The sequence below is a fragment of the Streptomyces sp. NPDC090022 genome (assembly GCF_044748145.1).
Lineage (GTDB): Bacteria > Actinomycetota > Actinomycetes > Streptomycetales > Streptomycetaceae > Streptomyces.
Window position 1 is genome coordinate 184,542 of the sequence record NZ_JBIVFN010000005.1, and the last position, 20,849, is coordinate 205,390.

General features: G+C 71.5%; 17 protein-coding genes. 6 read left to right on the forward strand and 11 right to left on the reverse strand.

Going from position 1 to position 20,849, the window contains the following annotated elements; genetic code table 11:
* Window positions 1-8 precede the first annotated feature (8 nt).
* Window positions 9-554 carry a YcxB family protein gene (locus ACIPXB_RS13815; protein ID WP_401448648.1) on the forward strand — a complete coding sequence of 182 codons (546 nt, stop codon included), beginning with the start codon at window positions 9-11 and terminating at the stop codon, window positions 552-554.
* Window positions 555-592: 38 nt separating this feature from the next.
* Here the strand turns inward: ACIPXB_RS13815 and ACIPXB_RS13820 are convergent, their stop codons facing one another.
* From ACIPXB_RS13820 to ACIPXB_RS13835, 4 genes are read right to left on the reverse strand one after another with little or no spacing between them, the layout of a single operon-like run.
* Complete coding sequence (locus tag ACIPXB_RS13820) at window positions 593-1,021, reverse strand: Fur family transcriptional regulator (RefSeq protein WP_401448650.1); 429 nt, start codon at window positions 1,019-1,021, stop codon at window positions 593-595.
* A 56-nt stretch (window positions 1,022-1,077) separates the two neighbouring features.
* The gene (locus ACIPXB_RS13825) at window positions 1,078-1,944 is read right to left on the reverse strand and encodes a metal ABC transporter permease (RefSeq protein WP_401448653.1); all 867 of its coding nucleotides are present in this window, start codon (window positions 1,942-1,944) and stop codon (window positions 1,078-1,080) included.
* A complete protein-coding gene (locus ACIPXB_RS13830) occupies window positions 1,944-2,762 on the reverse strand; it encodes a metal ABC transporter ATP-binding protein (RefSeq protein WP_401448655.1) in 819 nt (272 codons plus the stop codon). Before ACIPXB_RS13830 ends, ACIPXB_RS13825 begins: the two co-directional genes overlap by 1 nt.
* Window positions 2,762-3,751, reverse strand: coding sequence for a metal ABC transporter substrate-binding protein (locus ACIPXB_RS13835; RefSeq protein WP_401448657.1), 990 nt, complete (start codon window positions 3,749-3,751; stop codon window positions 2,762-2,764). Before ACIPXB_RS13835 ends, ACIPXB_RS13830 begins: the two co-directional genes overlap by 1 nt.
* 141 nt (window positions 3,752-3,892) lie before the next feature.
* On the opposite strand from ACIPXB_RS13835, the gene ACIPXB_RS13840 reads away from it, so the two are divergent.
* Entirely contained in the window at window positions 3,893-5,275 is a 1,383-nt protein-coding gene (locus tag ACIPXB_RS13840) for a glycine--tRNA ligase (RefSeq protein WP_401448660.1), read from the forward strand.
* A gap of 106 nt (window positions 5,276-5,381) precedes the next feature.
* On the opposite strand, the gene ACIPXB_RS13845 is transcribed toward ACIPXB_RS13840, so the two are convergent.
* The 3 genes from ACIPXB_RS13845 to ACIPXB_RS13855 form a co-directional block, all read right to left on the reverse strand.
* On the reverse strand, window positions 5,382-5,975 hold the full coding sequence (locus ACIPXB_RS13845) for a TetR family transcriptional regulator (RefSeq protein WP_401448663.1): 594 nt from the start codon (window positions 5,973-5,975) through the stop codon (window positions 5,382-5,384).
* A gap of 21 nt (window positions 5,976-5,996) precedes the next feature.
* Window positions 5,997-7,034 (reverse strand): aldo/keto reductase, encoded by a 1,038-nt coding sequence (locus ACIPXB_RS13850; protein WP_401448665.1) that lies wholly within the window; start codon window positions 7,032-7,034, stop codon window positions 5,997-5,999.
* Between the two features lie 102 nt (window positions 7,035-7,136).
* Window positions 7,137-8,588 (reverse strand): MFS transporter, encoded by a 1,452-nt coding sequence (locus tag ACIPXB_RS13855; protein ID WP_401448668.1) that lies wholly within the window; start codon window positions 8,586-8,588, stop codon window positions 7,137-7,139.
* Between the two features lie 52 nt (window positions 8,589-8,640).
* Here ACIPXB_RS13855 and dusB point away from each other — a divergent pair, with 52 nt between their 5' ends.
* The 3 genes from dusB to ACIPXB_RS13870 all read left to right on the forward strand — a co-directional run bounded on the left by dusB (window position 8,641) and on the right by ACIPXB_RS13870 (window position 14,252).
* Window positions 8,641-9,783: a tRNA dihydrouridine synthase DusB gene (gene dusB / locus ACIPXB_RS13860; protein WP_401448670.1), complete on the forward strand. Its 1,143-nt coding sequence runs from the start codon at window positions 8,641-8,643 to the stop codon at window positions 9,781-9,783.
* 376 nt (window positions 9,784-10,159) lie between these two features.
* Window positions 10,160-12,871 carry a pyruvate, phosphate dikinase gene (gene ppdK, locus ACIPXB_RS13865; protein ID WP_401448672.1) on the forward strand — a complete coding sequence of 904 codons (2,712 nt, stop codon included), beginning with the start codon at window positions 10,160-10,162 and terminating at the stop codon, window positions 12,869-12,871.
* Between the two features lie 376 nt (window positions 12,872-13,247).
* Window positions 13,248-14,252, forward strand: coding sequence for a helix-turn-helix domain-containing protein (locus ACIPXB_RS13870; RefSeq protein WP_401448674.1), 1,005 nt, complete (start codon window positions 13,248-13,250; stop codon window positions 14,250-14,252).
* 70 nt (window positions 14,253-14,322) lie between these two features.
* Here ACIPXB_RS13870 and ACIPXB_RS13875 read toward each other — a convergent pair whose 3' ends face one another.
* Entirely contained in the window at window positions 14,323-15,480 is a 1,158-nt protein-coding gene (locus ACIPXB_RS13875) for a PhoX family protein (protein WP_401448677.1), read from the reverse strand.
* Between the two features lie 437 nt (window positions 15,481-15,917).
* Between ACIPXB_RS13875 and ACIPXB_RS13880 the strand changes: the two genes are divergently transcribed.
* Window positions 15,918-16,325, forward strand: coding sequence for a VOC family protein (locus ACIPXB_RS13880; protein WP_401448679.1), 408 nt, complete (start codon window positions 15,918-15,920; stop codon window positions 16,323-16,325).
* Between the two features lie 24 nt (window positions 16,326-16,349).
* Here the strand turns inward: ACIPXB_RS13880 and nirD are convergent, their stop codons facing one another.
* Genes nirD through ACIPXB_RS13895 form a run of 3 tightly spaced genes read right to left on the reverse strand, consistent with a single transcriptional unit; the run spans window position 16,350 to window position 20,682 of the window.
* The gene (gene nirD / locus ACIPXB_RS13885; RefSeq protein ID WP_401448682.1) at window positions 16,350-16,685 is read right to left on the reverse strand and encodes a nitrite reductase small subunit NirD; all 336 of its coding nucleotides are present in this window, start codon (window positions 16,683-16,685) and stop codon (window positions 16,350-16,352) included.
* Window positions 16,682-19,219, reverse strand: a complete 2,538-nt coding sequence (nirB, locus tag ACIPXB_RS13890) for a nitrite reductase large subunit NirB (RefSeq protein ID WP_401448684.1) — start codon at window positions 19,217-19,219, stop codon at window positions 16,682-16,684. The genes nirD and nirB overlap by 4 nt, the downstream gene beginning before the upstream one ends.
* A 2-nt stretch (window positions 19,220-19,221) precedes the next feature.
* Window positions 19,222-20,682, reverse strand: a complete 1,461-nt coding sequence (locus ACIPXB_RS13895; protein ID WP_401448686.1) for an NAD(P)/FAD-dependent oxidoreductase — start codon at window positions 20,680-20,682, stop codon at window positions 19,222-19,224.
* Between the last annotated feature and the right edge of the window lie 167 nt (window positions 20,683-20,849).

The window sequence follows — 20,849 nt, forward strand, 5'->3', positions numbered from 1 at the left end:
CTTCACCCATGACTTCGGGTGGGGAACACACGATGACGGGCCGCAGCGTCGAACTCGTCTACCGGACCACGGCCGCCGACGTGGCGGCGGCGCTGCGCACCCGGGCGGGCCACACGCCCGCCGGGCGCCGGCAGCGGCTGAGACTGACGGTGCTGGGGGTGGTGATGCCGATGCTCACGGCGCTGCTGGCGCAGTCGGAGGGGGCGTTCGCCGCCCCCGTCGTCGTCTGCGGACTGGTGACCCTGGTGGTGTGGGCCCTCATGGGGTTCGGTCCCGAGCTGCAGGCCCGGGCGCTGGCCCCGGCCCTGGCCGGCGCCGGGGAGACCCGGACCCTCGTGGACGACTCGGGCCTGTGCATCGCCACCGCGGGCACGCGGACCCGGATCGCGTGGTCGGCGCAGCCGGCGTACGTCGAGACCGATGACCTGTTCCTGATGCTCAGCGACGATCCCCGCGGCGTGCGGATGACCATCCTGCCCAAGCGGGGCGCGCCGGACGCGGCGGACGTGGAGCAGCTGCGCACCCTGCTGTACCGGAACCTGAAGAGGCTCTAGGGCAGGCCCTAGGGGTTTTCCGCCGGCGCCGGCGGAGGTCAGCCCGCCGCCGCGCAGTCCGCGCAGGTGCCGAAGATCTCCATGGTGTGGGCGACGCTCACGAAGCCGTGCTCGGCGGCGATCGAGTCGGCCCACTTCTCGACGGCCGGGCCCTCCACCTCCACGGCCTTGCCGCACGTGCGGCAGACCAGGTGGTGGTGGTGCTCGCCGGTCGAGCAGCGCCGGTAGACGGCCTCGCCGTCGCTGGTGCGCAGTACGTCGACCTCGCCGGCGTCGGCGAGGGACTGGAGGGTGCGGTAGACGGTGGTCAGGCCCACGGAGTCGCCGCGATGCTTGAGCATGTCGTGCAGCTCCTGGGCGCTGCGGAACTCGTCCACCTCGTCCAGAGCCGCCGCCACGGCGGCACGCTGCCGGGTGGATCGCCCTCGTACTGGCGCGGTATTCATCTCGCCAGGCGCAGTCGCCACCGGTTCCTCCTCATTTCGGGGCCCGGGTCGGGCCTTGGGGCCATTGTGCCAGGACCCTAGACCCTCACATCGTCCTGCGTGCAGACCTCCTCGGCGGCGAGCGCGGCGCGTGCACGCCTTCTGGCCAGGGGCGCGGCCAGGGCGGTCGTCGCGAGGAAGACCGCGATGGCGATCAGCACGATCGTGGCGCCCGAGGGCACGTCGATGTAGTAGGTGACGGCGGTGCCGCCGAGCGAGACGCCCAGGCCGATGCCGATGGCCACGCCGAGGGTGGTGGCGAAGCCGCGGGTCATGCGCTGGGCGGCCGCGACGGGGATCACCATCATGGCGCTGACCAGCAGCAGGCCGACGATGCGCATCGCGACGGTGACGGTGACGGCGGCGGTGACGGCCATCAGCAGGTTCAGGGCGCGCACCGGCAGACCGGTGACCTTGGCGAATTCCTCGTCCTGGCAGACGGCGAAGAGCTGGCGGCGCAGGCCGATGGTGACGGCGACGACGAAGGCGGTGAGGATCAGCATCGCGGTGACGTCCTCGGCGGCGACCGTCGTGATCGAGCCGAACATCGCGCTGAGCAGGTTGGTCGTGGATCCGCCCGGCGCCAGGTTGATGATCATCACACCGCCGGCCAGGCCGCCGTAGAAGAGCATCGCGAGGGCGACGTCGCCGCTGGTCTTCCCGCGCGAGCGGATGAGCTCCATGCCGACGGCGCCGAGGACGGCGACCAGGGTGGCCATCCACACCGGGCTGGTGTTGAGCAGGAAGCCGAGGGCGACGCCGGTCATGGCGACGTGGCCGAGGCCGTCGCCCATGACGGCCTGGCGGCGCTGGACGAGGTAGGTGCCGATGGCGGGCGCGGCGATGCCCACGAGGCCGGCGGCGATGAGGGCCCGCTGCATGAAGGCGGTGGTCAGGATGTCCATCAGCTCAGCAGTCCCGTCCGGAGCGGCTCGGCGTCGTGCGCCGCGTGGGGGTGTACGTGGTCGTGGCCGGGCAGGGCGTGCTGGCCCACGGCCTCCGGGGGCGGTCCGTCGTGCACCACGCAGCCGTCGCGCAGCACCACCGCGCGGCTGATCAGCGGCTCCAGCGGACCGAGTTCGTGCAGGACGAGCAGGACGGTGGACCCGGCCCGGACCTGCTCGCGCAGGGCGCGCGCCAGGACCTCCTGGTTGGCGAGGTCCACGCCCGCCATCGGCTCGTCCATGATCAGGAGTTCGGGTTCGACGGCGAGCGCGCGGGCGATCAGGACCCGCTGGTGCTGGCCGCCGGAGAGGGCGTCCACGGAGGCGTCGGCGTGGGAGTCCATGTCGACGAGGGCCAGCGCGCGGTCGACGGCGGCCCGGTCGGCCTTGCGGAGCAGGCCGAAGCGGCTGCGGGCGAGCCGGCCGGCGGAGACGACCTCGCGGACGGTGGCGGGGACGCCGCTGGCGGCGGTGGTGCGCTGGGGGACGTACCCGATGCGCGACCAGGCACGGAAGCGCTTGAACTCCGTACCGAAGAGGGACAGCTCGCCGCTGCTCAGCGGGACCTGGCCGACCACCGACCGGACGGCGGTGGACTTGCCGGAGCCGTTGGCACCGAGCAGCGCGACGACCTCACCGCGGTGCACGGTGAGGTCGATCCCGCGCAGCACGGGGCGCGAGCCGAGCGAGGCCGAGGCCCCGCGCAGGGATATGACGGGCTGGTCCGCGGCCGCTTCGGGCTTGGACTGCATGGCGCGCGCCTCCGTTGCTACTGCCATTACGGGGTACCGAGGGCCTTCTGGAGGTTCTTGAGGTTGGACCGCATGACCTCGAAGTAGTCGGTGCCCTGGGACTTGTCGGTGATCCCCTCGAGCGGGTCGAGGACATCGGTCTTCAGGCCCGTGTCGGCCGCGAGGGTCTTGGCGGTCTTGTCGCTGGCCAGGGTCTCGAAGAACACGGTGGAGACATTCTCCTTCTTCGCGACGGTCTGGAGCTCCTTCATGCGCGCCGGGCTCGGCTCGGACTCGGGGTCGACGCCGGAGATGCCCTCCTGGTCGAGGCCGTAGCGCTCGGCGAGGTAGCCGAAGGCGGAGTGGGTCGTGATGAAGGTCTTGGTGGTGGTGTTCTTCAGGCCGTCCTTGAACTCGGTGTCCAGCGCGGTCAGCTTGGTCAGGAGTTCGTCGGTGTTCTTCTTGTAGTCCGCCGCGTGGCCGGGGTCGGCCTTCTCCAGGGCCGCGCCCACGCCCTTGGCGATCTCCGCGTACTTGACCGGGTCGAGCCAGACGTGCGGGTCCTGGCCGGCCTCGCCGTGGCCGTGGCCCTCCTCGGAGTGGCCTTCCTCGGAATGGCCTTCCTCGGCACCGTGGTCGTGGTCGTGGCCACCGCCGCCGTGCGTTTCGAGGCGGGTGAGGGCGGCGGCGTCGACGACGGTCTTCACGCCGGACTGGGCGACGGCCTTGTCGACGGCGGGCTGGAGGCTCTTGAGGTAGAGGACCACGTCGGACTCGCCGAGCGCGGCGGTCTGCTTGGGGGAGATCTCCAGGTCGTGCGGTTCCACGCCCGGCTTGGTCAGGGTGGCGACCGTGACGTGGTCCTTGCCTATCTGTTCGGCGAGGAACTGCAGCGGGTAGAACGACGCCGTGACGGCGAGCTTGCCGTCCTGGCTTCCGCCGGCGGCGGTCGCTCCGGAGCAGGCGGTCAGGGCCGTGGCGCCGAGGGCGACGGCTCCGGTGAGGGCGGCAGCGGGTATGAGGCGTCGTATGTTCATGACATCCATTTTCATCAAAGATGGAAACGGTTGTCAAAAATCCTGGTGGGGGCCTGTGGACGGGGAACCGATTTGAAAGGGAGGGTGCGGGCGCCGGTAACCTGAGGCATTCGCGTTCGTCCTCGTAATGAAGAGAGCATCGTGGCCGCCGACAAGATCGACACCATCGTCAGCCTGAGCAAGCGCCGTGGCTTCGTTTTCCCGTGCAGTGAGATCTACGGCGGCTCCAAGGCCGCCTGGGACTACGGCCCGCTCGGTGTCGAGCTCAAGGAGAACATCAAGCGCCAGTGGTGGAAGGCGATGGTCACCGGGCGTGAGGACATCGTCGGTATCGACTCCTCCGTGATCCTGGCCCCCGAGGTGTGGGTGGCCTCCGGTCACGTCGCGACCTTCTCCGACCCGCTCACCGAGTGCACCTCCTGCCACAAGCGCCACCGCGCCGACCACCTGGAGGAGGCCTACGAGGCCAAGCACGGCCGCCTGCCCGAGAACGGCCTGGCGGACGTCAACTGCCCCAACTGCGGTGTGAAGGGCCAGTTCACCGAGCCCAAGCAGTTCTCCGGCATGCTGGAGACCCACCTCGGCCCGACCCAGGACACCGGTTCCAAGGCGTACCTGCGTCCCGAGACCGCCCAGGGCATCTTCACCAACTTCGCCGTGGTCCAGCAGACCTCCCGCAGGAAGCCGCCCTTCGGCATCGCGCAGATGGGCAAGTCCTTCCGCAACGAGATCACGCCCGGCAACTTCATCTTCCGCACCCGCGAGTTCGAGCAGATGGAGATGGAGTTCTTCGTCAAGCCGGGCGAGGACGAGCAGTGGCAGGAGTACTGGATGCAGGAGCGGTGGAACTGGTACCGCGACCTCGGCATCCGCGAGGAGAACATCCGCTGGTACGAGCACCCGAAGGAGAAGCTGTCCCACTACTCGAAGCGCACCGCCGACATCGAGTACCGCTTCAACTTCGGTGGCAGTGAGTTCTCCGAGCTCGAGGGTGTGGCCAACCGCACCGACTACGACCTCAAGGCCCACTCCGCCGCCTCCGGCCACGACCTCACGTTCTTCGACCAGGAGGCCGGGGAGCGCTACACCCCTTACGTCATCGAGCCGGCGGCCGGTGTGAACCGCGCCATGCTCGCCTTCATGCTCGACGCGTACAACGAGGACGAGGCCCCCAACGCCAAGGGCGTCATGGAGAAGCGCACCGTGATGCGCCTCGACCCGCGCCTGGCCCCGGTCAAGGTCGCCGTGCTGCCGCTGTCCCGCAACGAGAAGCTGTCGCCGAAGGCCAAGGGCCTCGCGGCCGACCTGCGCAAGAACTGGAACATCGAGTTCGACGACGCGGGCGCCATCGGCCGCCGCTACCGCCGCCAGGACGAGATCGGTACGCCGTTCTGCGTCACCGTCGACTTCGACACCCTGGACGACAACGCGGTGACCGTGCGCGAGCGCGACACCATGAAGCAGGAGCGTGTCTCCCTGGACCAGATCCAGGCCTACCTCGGCGCCCGCCTGCTGGGCTGCTAGGTCCTGAGAGGATCCCGTCCGGCCGCCCCGACGGCGGCGGACACGACGGTGGCCCGGTGCGCGAGACGCGCACCGGGCCACCGGTCGTTCGCGGCGGTTCCGCCGCTCAGGCGCGCAGGCCCCGGATCACCAGGGCGGTGACGGCCTCGAACTCCGCGGCGATCGTCGGCGAGGTCCACTCCGGCGCGTACTGCGGGTCATGGAAGCGGCCGGTCGCGTCGAAGACCGCACGGGCGGCCGCCGGGACGTCGGGCGCGGCCAGGGTGCCGGCGCCGACCCCCTCCTCGATGATCCGCGCCAGCTGGGCGATCAGCTCGTTCAGATGCGCGTCGACCACGCCGCTGTTCTCGGCGAGCAGCACCGAGTACGTGGCGAACAGCTCCGGCTCGTCGCCCGCCTTGGCCCGCTTGGCCTCGAACAGCGCCTCCAGCCAGGCCTCCAGCCGGGACGGCGCCGGCTGGTCGGCGGCTCCGGCGATCTCCGCCAGCCGGTCCGCGGTCCTGCCCAGCCAGCGGTCGGTGACCGCCTCGCGCAGTGCGGCCTTCGACGGGAAGTGCCGGTAGACGCTGCCATGGCTGACCCCCAGGGCCCGTGCCACGTCCACCACGGTGGCCTTGGCCGGGCCGAAGCGGCGCAGCACCTCCTCGGTCGTCTCGAGGATGCGCTCGGGGGTCAGGGGTTCGGCGGCAGCGGGTGGCATGGGTACGACCGTACCGTCAGCTCAGTGCTCGCTGTCGAGGTGGGCCATCTGCGCCGCCGGGTAGCGCTCGCCGGCCACGGCGTCCGCCGGGACCGCCGCCTCGACGGCCGCGAGGTCCTCCGCGCTCAGGGACACGTCCAGGGCGCCGAGCGCCTCGGCCAGCCGGTCCCGGCGGCGGGCGCCGACGAGCGGCACGATGTCCTCACCGCGCGAGAGCACCCAGGCGATGGCGATCTGGGCGACCGAGGCGCCCTTGTCCTCGGCGACCTTGCGCAGCGCCTCGACCAGGTCCAGGTTGCGGGAGAGGTTCTCGCCCTGGAAGCGCGGGCTCATGCCGCGGAAGTCGCCCGGGGCCAGCTGCCGGTCCCGGCTGAAGTGGCCGCTGATCAGGCCGCGCGAGAGCACGCCGTACGCCGTGACGCCGATGCCGAGCTCGCGGGCGGTGGGCAGGATCTCCGCCTCGATGCCGCGCGAGATCAGGGAGTACTCGATCTGCAGGTCCGCGATGGGGGTGACCGCGGCGGCCCGGCGCAGGGTGTCCGCGCCGACCTCGGACAGGCCGACGTGGCGGACGTGCCCGGCCTGGACGGCCTCGGCGATCGCGCCGACGGTCTCCTCGATCGGGACGTCCGGGTCGACGCGGGCGATCCGGTAGATGTCGATGTGGTCCCGGCCGAGCCGCTGGAGGGAATAGGCCAGGAAGTTCCGCACGGCGTCGGGGCGGCCGTCGTACCCGCTGAAGCCGCCCTCGACCGTGCGCAGCGCGCCGAACTTCACGCTGGTCAGCGCCCGGTCGCGCAGGGCCGCGGGCGCGGTCCGCAGCGCCTCGTCGATCAGCAGCTCGTTGTGCCCCATGCCGTAGAAGTCGCCCGTGTCGAGCAGGGTGACGCCGGCGTCGAGGGCCGCGTGGATGGTGGCGATGGACTCGGCGCGGTCGGCCTCCCCGTAGAGGGCGGACATGCCCATGCAGCCCAGGCCCAGCGGGAAGACGGAGGGGCCGGTGCTGCCGAGGGTGCGGTGCGGGCGGGGCTGTGCGGGGGTGTGGGGGTGCGTCGTCATGCCACCAACCATGACATGACCGATGACAGATTTCAATATCTGTCATCGGTCATGTGGAAGGCTGTGGACAACGCGTGCGCGGGGTTCGGGAAGGGCCGCCGGTCACCGGCCCGGCGCCACCGCCGCGCCGGGGCCGCTCTCGGGGGCCGGCTCCAGTTCGCGGGCGGTGCGCTCGGCCGTCGCCCGGGCCCAGGCGCCCGTGGTGAGCAGCCCCAGGACCAGCACCAGGGCGCCGGAGACGGTGATGATCCACCAGGCCGGGCCGGCCGCCTCGGTGAACTCGTGGCCCCGCGCCAGCCCGGCCGCCAGGACCGAACCGATCACCGCCACCCCCAGGGTGCCGCCGGTCTGCCGGCTGGTGGCGGCGACGGCCGCCGCGACGCCCGCCTGGGAACGCGGCATGCCCGAGACCGCCGTATTGGTGATCGGCGAGTTGACCATGCCGAAGCCCAGTCCGAACAGCAGGAACGCGGCGAGCATCAGGGCGTTCGAGCGCTCCGCCGCGAAGGCGGCGAACAGCAGCCCGCTGCCGCCCATCCCCAGCCCCGCCACCACCAGCGGCAGCCGCGGCCCGCGGGAGGCCACCAGGCGCCCGGACAGCGGCGCGATCAGGCAGGTCACCAGCGCCAGCGGGAGCATCCACAGGCCGGCGTGCAGGGCGTCCAGCCCCCGTACGTCCTGGAGGTAGAGGGTGGTCAGGAAGAGCATCCCGGACAGCCCGGCGAACGCGCTGATCGCGATGACCGTCGCGCCGCTGAACGGGGCGCTGCGGAAGAACCGCGGGTCGATCAGCGGATCGGTCCGGCGCGGCTCGTACACCAGGATCCCCGCGAAGGAGATCACCGCGACCGCCGCGCACCCCACGACCAGCGCGCTGTCCAGCCCCGCCGACGGCGCCTCGATGATCCCGTAGGTGATGGACCCCAGCAGGGCCATGATCAGCAGCTGGCCCACCGGATCCGGCCGGCGCGGCCGCGGGGCCCGCGACTCCGGGACGTAGCGCACGGTCAGCGCGAGCGCGACGAGCCCGATCGGCAGGTTGAGCCAGAAGATGGACCGCCAGCCCACCGTATCCACGAGCACGCCGCCGACGAGCGGGCCGGCCGCCATCGAGATGCCCGCCACACCGCCCCACACGCCGATCGCCCTGGCCCGCTCGGCCGGATCGGTGAAGGTGTTGGCGATGATCGACATGGCGACCGGGTTCAGCATGGCCGCGCCCACCGCCTGGACGGCCCGGAAGGTGATGAGCCATCCGATGTCCGGGGCCAGGGAGCACAGCAGCGAGCCGGCCATGAACAGGACCAGGCCGGCCAGGAACACCTTGCGGCGGCCGATCCGGTCGGCGGTGGAGCCGGCCAGCATCAGGAGGGACGCCATCACCAGGGTGTAGGCGTCGATGGTCCACTGCATGCCCGAGACGGGGGCGTGCAGTTCGCGCCGCATCTGCGGCAGGGCAACGTTCAGGACGGTGTTGTCGAGGCTGACGATCAGCAGGCTCATGCAGCAGATCGCCAGGACGAGCATGCGCCGCCGGGGACTCACCTCGTGCATGCCGCCGATAGTACGGAGACCTGATCACCGCGGCATGCGGGAGAATGGGGGGATGACCACGCTCCCTGACGCCCTCGCGATCGGCCCGCACACCGTGCGGCCGCCGGTGGTGCTCGCGCCCATGGCCGGCATCACCAATGCCCCGTTCCGCACCCTGTGCCGTGAGTTCAGCGGCGGCAAGGGGCTGTTCGTGAGCGAGATGATCACGACGCGCGCCCTGGTCGAGCGCAATGAGAAGACCATGCAGCTGATCCACTTCGACGCGACCGAGACGCCCCGGTCGATCCAGCTGTACGGGGTGGATCCCGCGACGGTCGGCAAGGCCGTCCGGATGATCGTCGAGGAGGACCTCGCCGATCACATCGACCTGAACTTCGGCTGCCCGGTCCCCAAGGTCACCCGAAAGGGCGGCGGCTCGGCCCTGCCCTACAAGCGCCACCTGCTGCGGGCGATCCTCAAGGAGGCCGTGGCCGGGGCCGGCGACCTGCCGGTGACGATGAAGATGCGCAAGGGCATCGACGACGACCACCTCACCTACCTGGACGCGGGCCGGATCGCGGTCGAGGAGGGCGTCACCGCCATCGCGCTGCACGGGCGCACCACCGCCCAGCACTACGGCGGCACCGCCGACTGGGAGGCCATCGCCCGGCTCAAGGAGCACGTGCCGGAGATCCCGGTGCTCGGCAACGGCGACATCTGGTGCGCCGAGGACGCGCTGCGGATGGTCCGCGAGACCGGCTGCGACGGCGTGGTGGTCGGCCGCGGCTGCCTGGGGCGCCCGTGGCTGTTCAACGACCTGGTGGCGGCCTTCGAGGGGCGTACGGAGGACTACGCGGCGCCCGGGCTGCGCGAGGTCGCCGGCGTGATGCTGCGCCACGCGACGCTGCTGGGCGAGTGGATCGGCGACGAGGCGCGCGGGGTGATCGACTTCCGTAAGCACGTGGCCTGGTACCTCAAGGGCTTCTCGGTCGGTTCCGAGATGCGCAAGAAGCTGGCGGTCACCTCCTCCCTGGCCGAGCTGGACGCTCATCTGAGCGAGCTTGATCTGGACCAGCCCTGGCCCGAGGGCGCGGACGGTCCGCGCGGCCGGACGTCCGGAAACAACCGGGTTGTCCTCCCGGATGGCTGGCTGAAGGATCCGTACGACTGCGCCGGGGTGAGCGAGGACGCCGAGCTGGACACGTCCGGAGGCTGAGAAAACGACCCACGGGACCCCCTCGGACGGCGTGAGATACGCCACGCATGGGTGGGGTTGCGCTCAGATGAGCATGAACATCACGGGTAAGACTTCCAAAGGGTGGCACTGGGTGCCACCCTTTGTGTGTTCAAGACTTGAACGCAAATGTATCGATGATCGCTCATCCGAGCGTGATCATGCGACAGGAGCGCATGCTCGCTTCGGCTTGTGAAGGCTCTTCGGAGCTTTTGGCTACCAGTGAGTTACTTTCGATCCATGGGCGCATGGGTGGTTACGGCCATGTGTCGGCCAAGTGGACGTACCCAGAAGCCTTCGATCTGGGTATGTTCCTGGCCGTCAGGGCAGCCACCGAGTCCTCGAGGAGTCGAGACCCGTGTCGGAAAACAAAGATCAGAAGTTCGTCTACGACTTCACTGAGGGCAACCGCGACCTCAAGGACCTTCTCGGCGGCAAGGGTGCCAACCTCGCCGAGATGACCAACCTGGGTCTGCCGGTCCCTCCCGGCTTCACCATCACCACCGAGGCCTGCAAGGTCTACCTGGAGAGCGGCGAGGCCCCGGCCGCGCTGCGCGACGAGGTCAGCGCCCACCTGGACGCCCTCGAGAAGAAGATGGGCAAGAAGCTCGGCCAGTCCGACGACCCGCTCCTGGTCTCCGTCCGCTCCGGCGCCAAGTTCTCGATGCCCGGCATGATGGACACCGTCCTCAACATCGGTCTCTCCGACGCCTCCGTCACCGGCCTCGCCTCCCAGGCCGGCAACGAGCGCTTCGCCTGGGACTCCTACCGCCGCCTGGTCCAGATGTTCGGCAAGACCGTCCTGGGCATCGACGGCGAGCTCTTCGAGGAGGCCCTCGACGAGGCCAAGGCCGCCAAGAAGGTCAGCGTCGACACCGACCTCGACGCCGCCGACCTGAAGAAGCTGGTCACCCGCTTCAAGAAGATCGTCGCCGAGCAGGCCGGCCGCGAGTTCCCGCAGGACGCCCGCGAGCAGCTCGACCTCGCCGTCGAGGCCGTCTTCAACTCCTGGAACACCGACCGCGCCAAGCTCTACCGCCGCCAGGAGCGCATCCCCGGCGACCTGGGCACGGCCGTCAACATCTGCTCCATGGTCTTCGGCAACCTCGGCCCCGACTCCGGCACCGGCGTCGCCTTCACCCGCGACCCCGCCAGCGGCCACCAGGGCGTCTACGGCGACTACCTGCAGAACGCGCAGGGCGAGGACGTCGTCGCGGGCATCCGCAACACGGTCCCGCTCGCCGATCTGGAGCAGCTGGACAAGAAGTCCTACGACCAGCTCATGAGCATCATGGAGACGCTCGAGACGCACTACAAGGACCTGTGCGACATCGAGTTCACCATCGAGCGCGGCCAGCTGTGGATGCTCCAGACCCGCGTCGGCAAGCGCACCGCCGGCGCCGCCTTCCGCATCGCCACCCAGCTCGTCGACCAGGGCCTGATCGACGAGGCCGAGGCCCTCCAGCGGGTCAACGGCGCCCAGCTCGCGCAGCTGATGTTCCCCCGCTTCGACGAGTCCGCCCAGGTCACCCGGATCGGCCGCGGCATCGCCGCCTCCCCGGGCGCGGCGGTCGGCAAGGCCGTCTTCGACTCCTACACGGCCGTCAAGTGGTCCCGCTCCGGCGAGAAGGTCATCCTGATCCGCCGCGAGACCAACCCCGACGACCTGGACGGCATGATCGCCGCCGAGGGCATCCTGACCTCCCGCGGCGGCAAGACCTCGCACGCGGCCGTCGTCGCCCGCGGCATGGGCAAGACCTGCGTCTGCGGCGCCGAGGAGCTCGAGGTCGACACCAAGCGCCGCCGGATGACCACCAAGGACGGGCAGGTCATCGAGGAGGGCGACGTCGTCTCCATCGACGGCTCCACCGGCAAGGTGTACCTCGGCGAGGTACCCGTCGTACCGTCCCCGGTCGTCGAGTACTTCGAGGGCCGGATGCACGCGGGCGCCGACGACGCCGACGAGCTCGTCGCCGCCGTCCACCGGGTCATGGCCTACGCCGACCGCGTGCGCCGGCTGCGGGTGCGCGCCAACGCCGACAACGCCGAGGACGCGCTGCGCGCCCGCCGGTTCGGCGCCCAGGGCATCGGCCTGTGCCGCACCGAGCACATGTTCCTCGGTGAGCGCCGCGAGATGGTCGAGCGCCTGATCCTCGCCGACACCGACGGCGAGCGCGAGGAGGCACTCAGTGCCCTCCTGCCGCTCCAGAAGAAGGACTTCGTCGAGCTCTTCGAGGCGATGGACGGCCTGCCCGTCACCGTCCGTCTGCTGGACCCGCCGCTGCACGAGTTCCTGCCCGACATCACCGAGCTGTCGGTGCGCGTCGCCCTCGCAGAGTCCCGCAAGGACGCCAACGAGAACGACCTGCGCCTGCTCCAGGCCGTGCACAAGCTGCACGAGCAGAACCCGATGCTGGGTCTGCGCGGCGTCCGCCTCGGCCTGGTCATCCCCGGCCTGTTCGCCATGCAGGTCCGTGCCATCGCCGAGGCCGCGGCCGAGCGTGCCAACGCCAAGGGCGACCCGCGGGTCGAGATCATGATCCCGCTCGTGGGCACCGTCCAGGAGCTGGAGATCGTCCGCGAGGAGGCCGACCAGGTCATCGCCGAGGTGGAGGCCGCGACCGGCACGAACCTGAAGCTGTCCATCGGCACGATGATCGAGCTGCCCCGCGCCGCGCTGACCGCCGGCCAGATCGCCGAGGCCGCGCAGTTCTTCTCCTTCGGTACGAACGACCTGACCCAGACCGTCTGGGGCTTCTCCCGCGACGACGTCGAGGCCAGCTTCTTCACCGCGTACCTGGAGAAGGGCATCTTCGGGGTCTCGCCCTTCGAGACCATCGACAAGGACGGCGTCGGCTCGCTGGTCCGCAGCGCCGTCCAGGCCGGCCGGGCCACCCGCCCGGACCTGAAGCTGGGCGTCTGCGGCGAGCACGGCGGCGACCCGGAGTCGGTGCACTTCTTCCACGAGGTGGGCCTCGACTACGTCTCCTGCTCGCCGTTCCGGATCCCGGTGGCGCGTCTGGAGGCCGGCCGCGCCGCCGCCGAGGCAAAGGGCTCCGACAGCCGCTGACCCTTACAGCGCCCCACTGACCGCGTCCGCCCCCGGGTTCCCTGACTCCCGAGGGCGGACGCGCAATTTTTGTTGTTCAACAAATCTTTACGGCAGCAGGCGGCGGACGGATCCCCACCCGTCCACCGCCTGCTGTCAATCTGCCGGGCACGTCGGCGCTTCCCGGGGCGACCGACCGCCAGGCCCCGCAAAGCCCCCCACGGCCTTCGCGGAGCGTTTCGGTCGCACCGGAGTGTGCTCGGCGGAGTACAGGATTTCGGTTGTCACGCCCCTGCCGAAAGGGGTTTCAACTGTGGCCGAAAGGGCGTGGTGACGTCGTGTGACGGCGTGCATACTCATGGGGCGGGGGGATTGCGGTTGCACAGGTGGGGGTTCGGTGCTGCGTATCCATTTCACTGGAGTGGACCTGGCACGCGTACGGATGGCAGGGCGTCCCGATGCGTTGTGGGAAACGATTCTTAGTTTTCACCGTTTAAGAGACCGGCGTGACGCCCGGTTGTTCGGTGAATGGCGTACTGAAACGCGGAGCCGGTTGAATACTGAAACACGGCTCCTAGGTGCGCTCATACCGAGTCGTGGCTATTTCCCCGATTTTCTGACTCCTGTGGAGGGGCAGTACGGGTGGGACGTCGGCCTCGACGCGTTGCGCGGGATACGCGCGGAGCGGTTGCGGCGCGAGTTGTCCTTGGTGGGCGGTGGCGCGCCGCCGACGCCGCGGCTGCGGGAGTTCGCCGACGGCGGGCCCCGGCAGCTGCCACGGCTGCTGGCGGAGCTGCGCGGTTACCACCGGGCGGCCGTGGAGCCGTACTGGACGCACATACAGGCCCAGATCGAGGCGGAGCGGGCCGCGCGCGGCCGGGCGCTGCTCGACGGCGGCGCGGACGAGCTGCTGGCCTCGCTGCCGCCGATGCTGCGCTGGCGGGCGCCGGTCCTGGAGTGCGACTACCCGGTCGACCGCGACGTGCGGCTGCGCGGGCGCGGGCTGCTGCTCCAGCCGTCGTTCTTCTGCCGGCGCACCGCCGTGACGCTGCACGACCCGCAGCTGCCGCCGGTGCTGGTCTATCCGGCGGCGGCGCACCTGGCCTCCGCGCCCACCGGCCCGGAGGCGATCCGTCCGGCCCTGCTGGAGGACCACCGCCAGCGCACCCTCGGCAAGCTGGTCGGCCACACCCGCTCGGTGGTCCTGCGGGCCATCGGGGACGGGGCGACCACCAGCGAGCTGGCCCGCCGCGCCGGGGTCTCGCTGGCCTCCGCGAGCCAGCACGCGTGCGTGATGCGCGAGGCGGGCCTGGTGACCACCCTGCGCCGGGGCAACGCGGTGCTCCACACGGTCACCCCGCTGGGCGCGGCCCTCCTCAAGGGCGGGGCCGTGGCCTCGTAGGCCCGCGCGCGGCGACGGACCGCGCCCCCGCCCCCGGCATGGGGACGGGGGCGCGGCCCGCGTCCGGTGCTCAGGTACGGAAGGGGCCGGTCACCTCGTAGGTGATGCCGGCCGTCGAGCTGCCGCTCGTACCGCGCTGGCTGGAGAAGTACAGGCGGTTGCCGGCGGGGGAGAAGGCCGGGCCGGTGATCTCCGACGAGGACTGGCCGGTGATCCGCAGGAACGGCGCGACCACGTCGTCCGGGGTGATCACGCAGATCTCCATGGTGCCGCCGTCCTCGGCGATGTACAGGTCGCCGTAGGAGGAGCCGGTGACGTTGTCCACACCGGTCAGCGGGGCCCCGCCGGAGACGAGCGAGTCGTCGTAGGCCAGCTCGTAGGTGTTGTTCGCCAGGTTGAGCTGCCAGACCCGGTTGTCGCCCTTGGTGGTGAACCAGACCGTGTCGTCGGCGTAGTGGCAGCCCTCGCCGCCGTTGAACTTCTTCGCGCCCGAGACCTGGCTGCGGGTGGCGGTCGGCGAGCCGTCCGGGTCGGGCACGTTCACCCAGGTGAAGGAGCCCGAGGTGGCCGTGCCGGCCTTGAGGACCTGGAGGGTGCCGGAGGAGAGGTTGCCCCAGGTGGCGGGCACGAAGCGGTAGAAGCAGCCGCTGGACTCGTCCTCGGTCAGGTAGATGACCTTGCGGACCGGGTCGGCCGCCGCCGCCTCGTGCTTGAAGCGGCCCATCGCGGGGCGCCGGACGGCCGCCATGATGCCGTACGGGTCGGTCTCGTAGACGTAGCCGCGGCTGACCTCCTCGCAGGAGAGCCAGGTGTTCCACGGGGTCTTGCCGCCCGCGCAGTTCTGCCGGGTGCCGCCGAGGATGCGGTACGCGCCGGTGATCGTGCCGGCGGAGTCGAACTTCACGGCGCTCGCGCCGCCGGAGGGGTCGATCTCCGAGTTGGACACGTAGATCCAGCCCTGGCCGTCGGCGAAGCACGCGCCGCCGTCGGGCGCGCTGTGCCACGTGTACGCGGTGCCGCTGACGGTCTGCCCGGAGCGGGCGATGACACGGCTGGTGAAGCCGCTGGGGAGCATGATGCCGTTCGCGTCCGCCGCCCCCAGCGCCCCGTAGGGGCCGGGGCCGGGCTGCGCCGGCGCTGCGTAGGCCGCGCCGTGCATCAGCGTGCCGCCGAAGGCGGCGGCCGACGTGCCGATGGCGGCACCACGCAGGAAGGTACGACGTTCCACGGTCACTCCAGTGGGAGGTGGGCCCCGCGGGCCGGCCGGCCCGTGAGGTCGCGCGCGTCGAGGAACCTAGGAGTCCAGAGTTGACTGGACATCAACACCTCATGACGCACGAGCGACCGGTGCGCGGTCAATTCCCCGGCGGCGACTTCAGTGTTCCCGGCCGAGCCGCCGCCGTGGGGGACGAACCCGGCATGCGGGCAGTCTTCCGGATATTTCGCCCAGGGGTGGAGCCGGCACCCACCTGCTCGGCTCCTTCGTCACCCGGATCGCCCCGCCCGCCGCCCCGCGGCTCCGTCCACCCGCCTGACCTGCGGTTCCTATCCCGCCGGTGATTTTTTCGAAGAAATCTCGCGGGGAGCGATGAGTTTCCCCGGCTCCCACGGTCCACCTCTCGACAGCGCACACCGCGCGGGACGAGAGAGAAGAGAGACACCGAGATGTCCGCCACCATGATCTTCGTGAACCTGCCCGTCAAGGACCTGGACGCCAGCAAGGCCTTCTGGATCGAGCTCGGCTACTCCTTCAACGAGCAGTTCACCGACGAGACCGCCGCCTCGCTCGTCATCAGCGACACGATCTACGCGATGCTGCTGACCGAGGCCAAGTTCAAGGAGTTCACCCACAAGTCCATCACCGACACCGCCACCAGCACCGAGGTGCTGCTGTGCCTGAGCAACGAGAGCCGCGAGGCCGTCGACGCCCTCGTCGACAAGGCCGTGGCCGCCGGCGGCACCGAGCCGCGCCCGGCGATGGACCTCGGCTTCATCTACAACCGCACCTTCGAGGACCTCGACGGCCACACCTGGGAGATCATGTGGATGGACCCGGCCGCCGTCCAGGGCTGAGCCGGCCGGGCACCTCGCACGGGGTCAGGCGGACGTCGCGGCGGTCCGGACGGGGTACGTACGGACCGCCACCCCCTCGTCGTCCAGGCACTGCCCCGACTCCAGGTCGAAACGCTGCTTGAGCAGCGGCGACGCCACGAACGGACGCCCCTGCGCACAGCCGATCAGGCCGCGCGAGAGCACGTGCGCACCGGTGAAGGGATCCCGGTTGCTGATCGCGTACGGGCGGCCCGCGCGGTCGACGAAGACCGCCGCCTGGCTGCCGTCGGGCAGCAGGGCCGCCACGCCCCGCCCGGGGATGATCGCGGACAGTTCGCACACCGTCAGCCAGCCCTCGGCCACGCGCAGTTCCACGGTCATCGGGTGCCTCCCAGGGGTTCGAGGGTCAGGACGGTCAGGTCGGGCTTGACCTGCTCGCGCTCGGCGACGAACTTCACGGTCGGATCGGGGGCGCCGGGCGCGTTGACGAAGGACACGAAGCGGCGCAGCCGGTCCGGGTCCTGGAGGGTCTCGGCCCACTCGTCGCGGTAGTGGGCCACGTGGTCGGCCATCAGGGACTCCAGCTCCGCGCACAGCCCGAGCGAGTCGTGGACGACCACGTCGCGCAGGTGGTCCAGGCCGCCCTCCAGCCGCTCCAGCCAGGCGGAGGTCCGCTCCAGCCGGTCGGCGGTACGGATGTAGAACATCAGGAACCGGTCGATGAGCCGGATCAGCTCGGCGTCCGAGAGGTCCTGGGCCAGCAGGTCCGCGTGGCGCGGGGTGGCCCCGCCGTTCCCGCCGACGTACAGGTTCCAGCCACTCGCGGTGGCGATCACGCCGAAGTCCTTGCTCTGCGCCTCCGCGCACTCGCGGACACAGCCCGACACCGCCGACTTCAGCTTGTGCGGGGCGCGCAGGCCCCGGTAGCGCAGCTCCAGGTCGATGGCCATCCGTACGCTGTCCTGGACGCCGTAGCGGCACCAGGTCTGCCCCACGCAGGACTTCACCGTGCGCAGCGCCTTGCCGTACGCGTGCCCGGACTCGAAGCCGGCGTCGACCAGGCGGGCCCAGATCTGCGGGAGCTGGTCCACGCGGGCCCCGAAGAGGTCGATGCGCTGCCCGCCGGTGATCTTCGTGTAGAGGCCGAAGTCCCGGGCCACCTCGCCGATCACGATGAGCCGGTCGGGGGTGATCTCCCCGCCGGGGATCCGCGGGACGACCGAATACGAGCCGTTGCGCTGGAGGTTGGCGAGGAAGTGGTCGTTGGTGTCCTGCAGGGCGGCCTGCTCGCCGGCCAGGACGTAGCCGGGGGCGCCGATGGTCGGGGCGAGCGAGGCGATGATCGAGCCGACGGCGGGCTTGCAGACCTCGCAGCCGTCGCCGCCGCGCGCGCCCTCGCGGCCGTGGCTGTCCAGCAGCTGCTCGTACGAGGCCAGCCGCAGGGTGCGGACGATCTCGTAGAGCTCGGCGCGGGTGTACGGGAAGCAGCCGCAGAGCCCCTTGTCGGTGGCGGCCGGCAGCAGCTGGCCGATCACCTTCAGGCAGCCGCCGCAGCCGGTGCCCGCCTTGGTGCACTTCTTGACCTCGGGGACGGTGGTGCAGGCGGTGATGGCCTTCTTGGTGACGTTGTGGCAGGAGCAGATCACCGCGTCGTCGGGGAGGGAGGCCGGCCCCAGGGAGACGGACCCGCCGGCGCCGGCCGGCAGCACCAGCTGCTCGGGGGCGGCGGGCGGGACGCTGCCGGTGAGCGGGCGCAGCAGGCCGTACGCGTCGGCGTCGCCGACCAGGACCCCGCCGAGCAGCACCCCGTCGGGGGCGACGACCAGCTTCTTGTAGACCCCCGAGCGGGAGTCGGAGTAGACGACGTCCAGGCAGCCCTCGGTGGTGCCGTGGGCGTCGCCGAAGGACGCCACGTCCACGCCGAGCAGCTTGAGCTTGGTGGACAGGTCGGCGCCGGTGAACTCCGCCTCCCGGCCCAGGAGGTCGTCGGCGGCGGTCTCGGCCATCTCGTAGCCGGGGGCGACCAGCCCGTAGACGCGGCCGTCGACGGCCAGCGCGCACTCGCCGATCGCGTAGACGTGCGGGTCGGAGGTGCGGCAGCGGGCGTCGACGGCGATACCGCCGCGCTCGCCGACGGTCAGGCCCGCGTCCCGGGCGAGCTGGTCGCGGGGGCGGACGCCGGCGGAGAAGACCACCATCTCGGTGGGGACGGTGGAGCCGTCGGACAGCAGCATTCCGGCCACCGAGCCGTCCGGCCCGGTCACGACCTCCTGGGTGCCGACCCCGGTGTGGACGGTCAGGCCCATCGACTCGATGGTGCGCAGCAGGGCCGCGCCGCCGCCCTCGTCGACCTGGACGGGCATCAGGCGGGGGGCGAACTCCACGATCCGGGTGGCCAGGCCCAGCCCCTGGAGCGCGCCGGCGGCCTCCAGGCCGAGCAGCCCGCCCCCGACGACCGCGCCCTGCGTGCGGCCCTTGGCGTACTCCTCGATGGCCAGCAGGTCCTCGATGGTGCGGTAGACGAAGCAGCCCGGGGCGTCCTTGCCGGGCACCGGCGGGACGAAGGGGTAGCTGCCGGTCGCCAGGACCAGGACGTCGTACGGGAAGACCTGGCCGGAGCGGGCGGTGACCGTACGGGCCTCGCGGTCGATGCCGACGGCCGGGTCGCCGAGGTGCATCGCGATGCCGTGGGCGTCCAGGAACCCCTCGGGGGTCAGGGAGAGGTCCTCGGCGCTGCTGCCGGAGAAGTACGAGGTGAGGTGGACGCGGTCGTAGGCCGGGCGGGGCTCCTCGCAGAGCACGGTGATCCGGTGCGTGGCCGTCACGCCTCGCTCGGCGAGCGCCTCCAGGTAGCGCTGGCCGACCATGCCGTGACCGACGAGGACGAGCGCGGGCCGGTGCGGGGGGTTGCTCATGATCAGGAGCCTCCGTCGTCGGTGAACAGGTGGAACAGTCCGTCGGTGGGGAGCAGGGCCTCGTCGCCCTCCCAGGTACGGGCGAGCGCGCCCACGGTGGCGAGCTCGCCGAGCAGGACGCCGCCGACCAGGCGGTCGCCGCGGACGACGACCTTGCGGTAGGTGCGGCGGGTGGCGTCGGCCAGGCGGACCACGTCGTCGCCCGGGCGCGGGGTGGTCTCGCCGAAGGCGGCGAGGTCGAGGGGGCGCCCGTCGGGGCTCCCGGTGGGGAGGGTGAGCCGGGTCAGGGCGCGGGTGCCGGCGTAGCGGGCGGCCGGCCGGCCCAGGAGTACGTCGGCGAGGACGTCGGCCTGCTCCAGGGCGGGCCCGGCCAGGCCGTACGTCCGCCCGGCGTGCTCGGCGCAGTCGCCGATGGCGTGGATGCGCGGGTCGGAGGTGCGCAGCCGGTCGTCGACGAGGATGCCCGTGCCGAGGTCCAGCCCGGCGGCCTGGGCGAGCCCGACGCGCGGCCGGACACCGCAGGCGAGCACGACCAGGTCGGCGTCGAGCCGGTAGCCGTCGGCGAGCTCGACACCGGTGACCGCCCGGGGCACGGGGGCGCCGCGGTGGCGGGCGCCGGGGGGTCGGCGGGCGGGGGCGGACGGGGGGTGCGGGGACTCCGGGGGCTCCGGGGACTTCATGGGCTCCGGGGGCTCCGAGGGCTCCCGGGACTCCAGGGGCCGAGTGGACTCCGGGGACTCCAGGGGCTCCGGGGACTGCGGGAGCAGCGGCGCGCGGTACGGGGTCAGTGCGGGGGCGACGGGGGTGGTGGTCAGGCCGCGGACGCGGCACTCGGTGTGGATCTCGACACCGAGGCCGCTCAGGTGGGCGTGGAGCAGCGCGGACGCGTCCTCGTCCAGCTGGCGCTCCATCAGGCGGGCGCCCTGCTGGGCGATCACCACGCTCGCCGCGCCGCCGCCGCGGGCGGCCAGCGCGCGGGCGGCCGAGACCCCGAGGAGACCACCACCGACGACCACCACCCGCGCCCCGGGCCGGCGCGCGAGCGCCTCGGACAGGGCCAGGCAGTCGTCCATGGTCCGGAACGGGTGGACCCCGTCCGGGAGTTCCCGCCCGCCCGGCTCGAACAGCCCGCGCAGCGGCGGCAGCACCGGGTTGGACCCGGTCGCCAGCACCAGGGTGTCGTACGGCTCGGCGCTGCCGTCGTCGCAGTGCACCATCCGTTCGGCCCGGTCCACCCGCACCGCCCGCACCCCGCGCCGCAGCGCGGGCCCGGGGTCGGGCAGCGCGGCGACCTCGGCCGGGTACCGGCCCGCGAGCACCTCGGCCAGCAGGACGCGGTTGTACGGGGCGTGCCCCTCCTCGCCCAGGACGGTCACCGTCACCGGAGCCGGGGCGAGGCGCTGGGCGAGGCGCAGGCCGGCGAGGCCGCCGCCGATCACCACCACACGCTGTTGCGAGGTCATGGCACGAGCGTGCGGTCCCGCTGTTTCCCGGCCGCATCGTCGTTGTTACCCGGACGGAACGCTGACCTCCTCCCGCCCGCGCGGGGCCTGTGAGCGCACCCCGGCCACGCCCGCAGGGCCACGGCATTAAGGCCTGCCCAGGCCTTGCTCAAGGGCGCCTTAAGGAT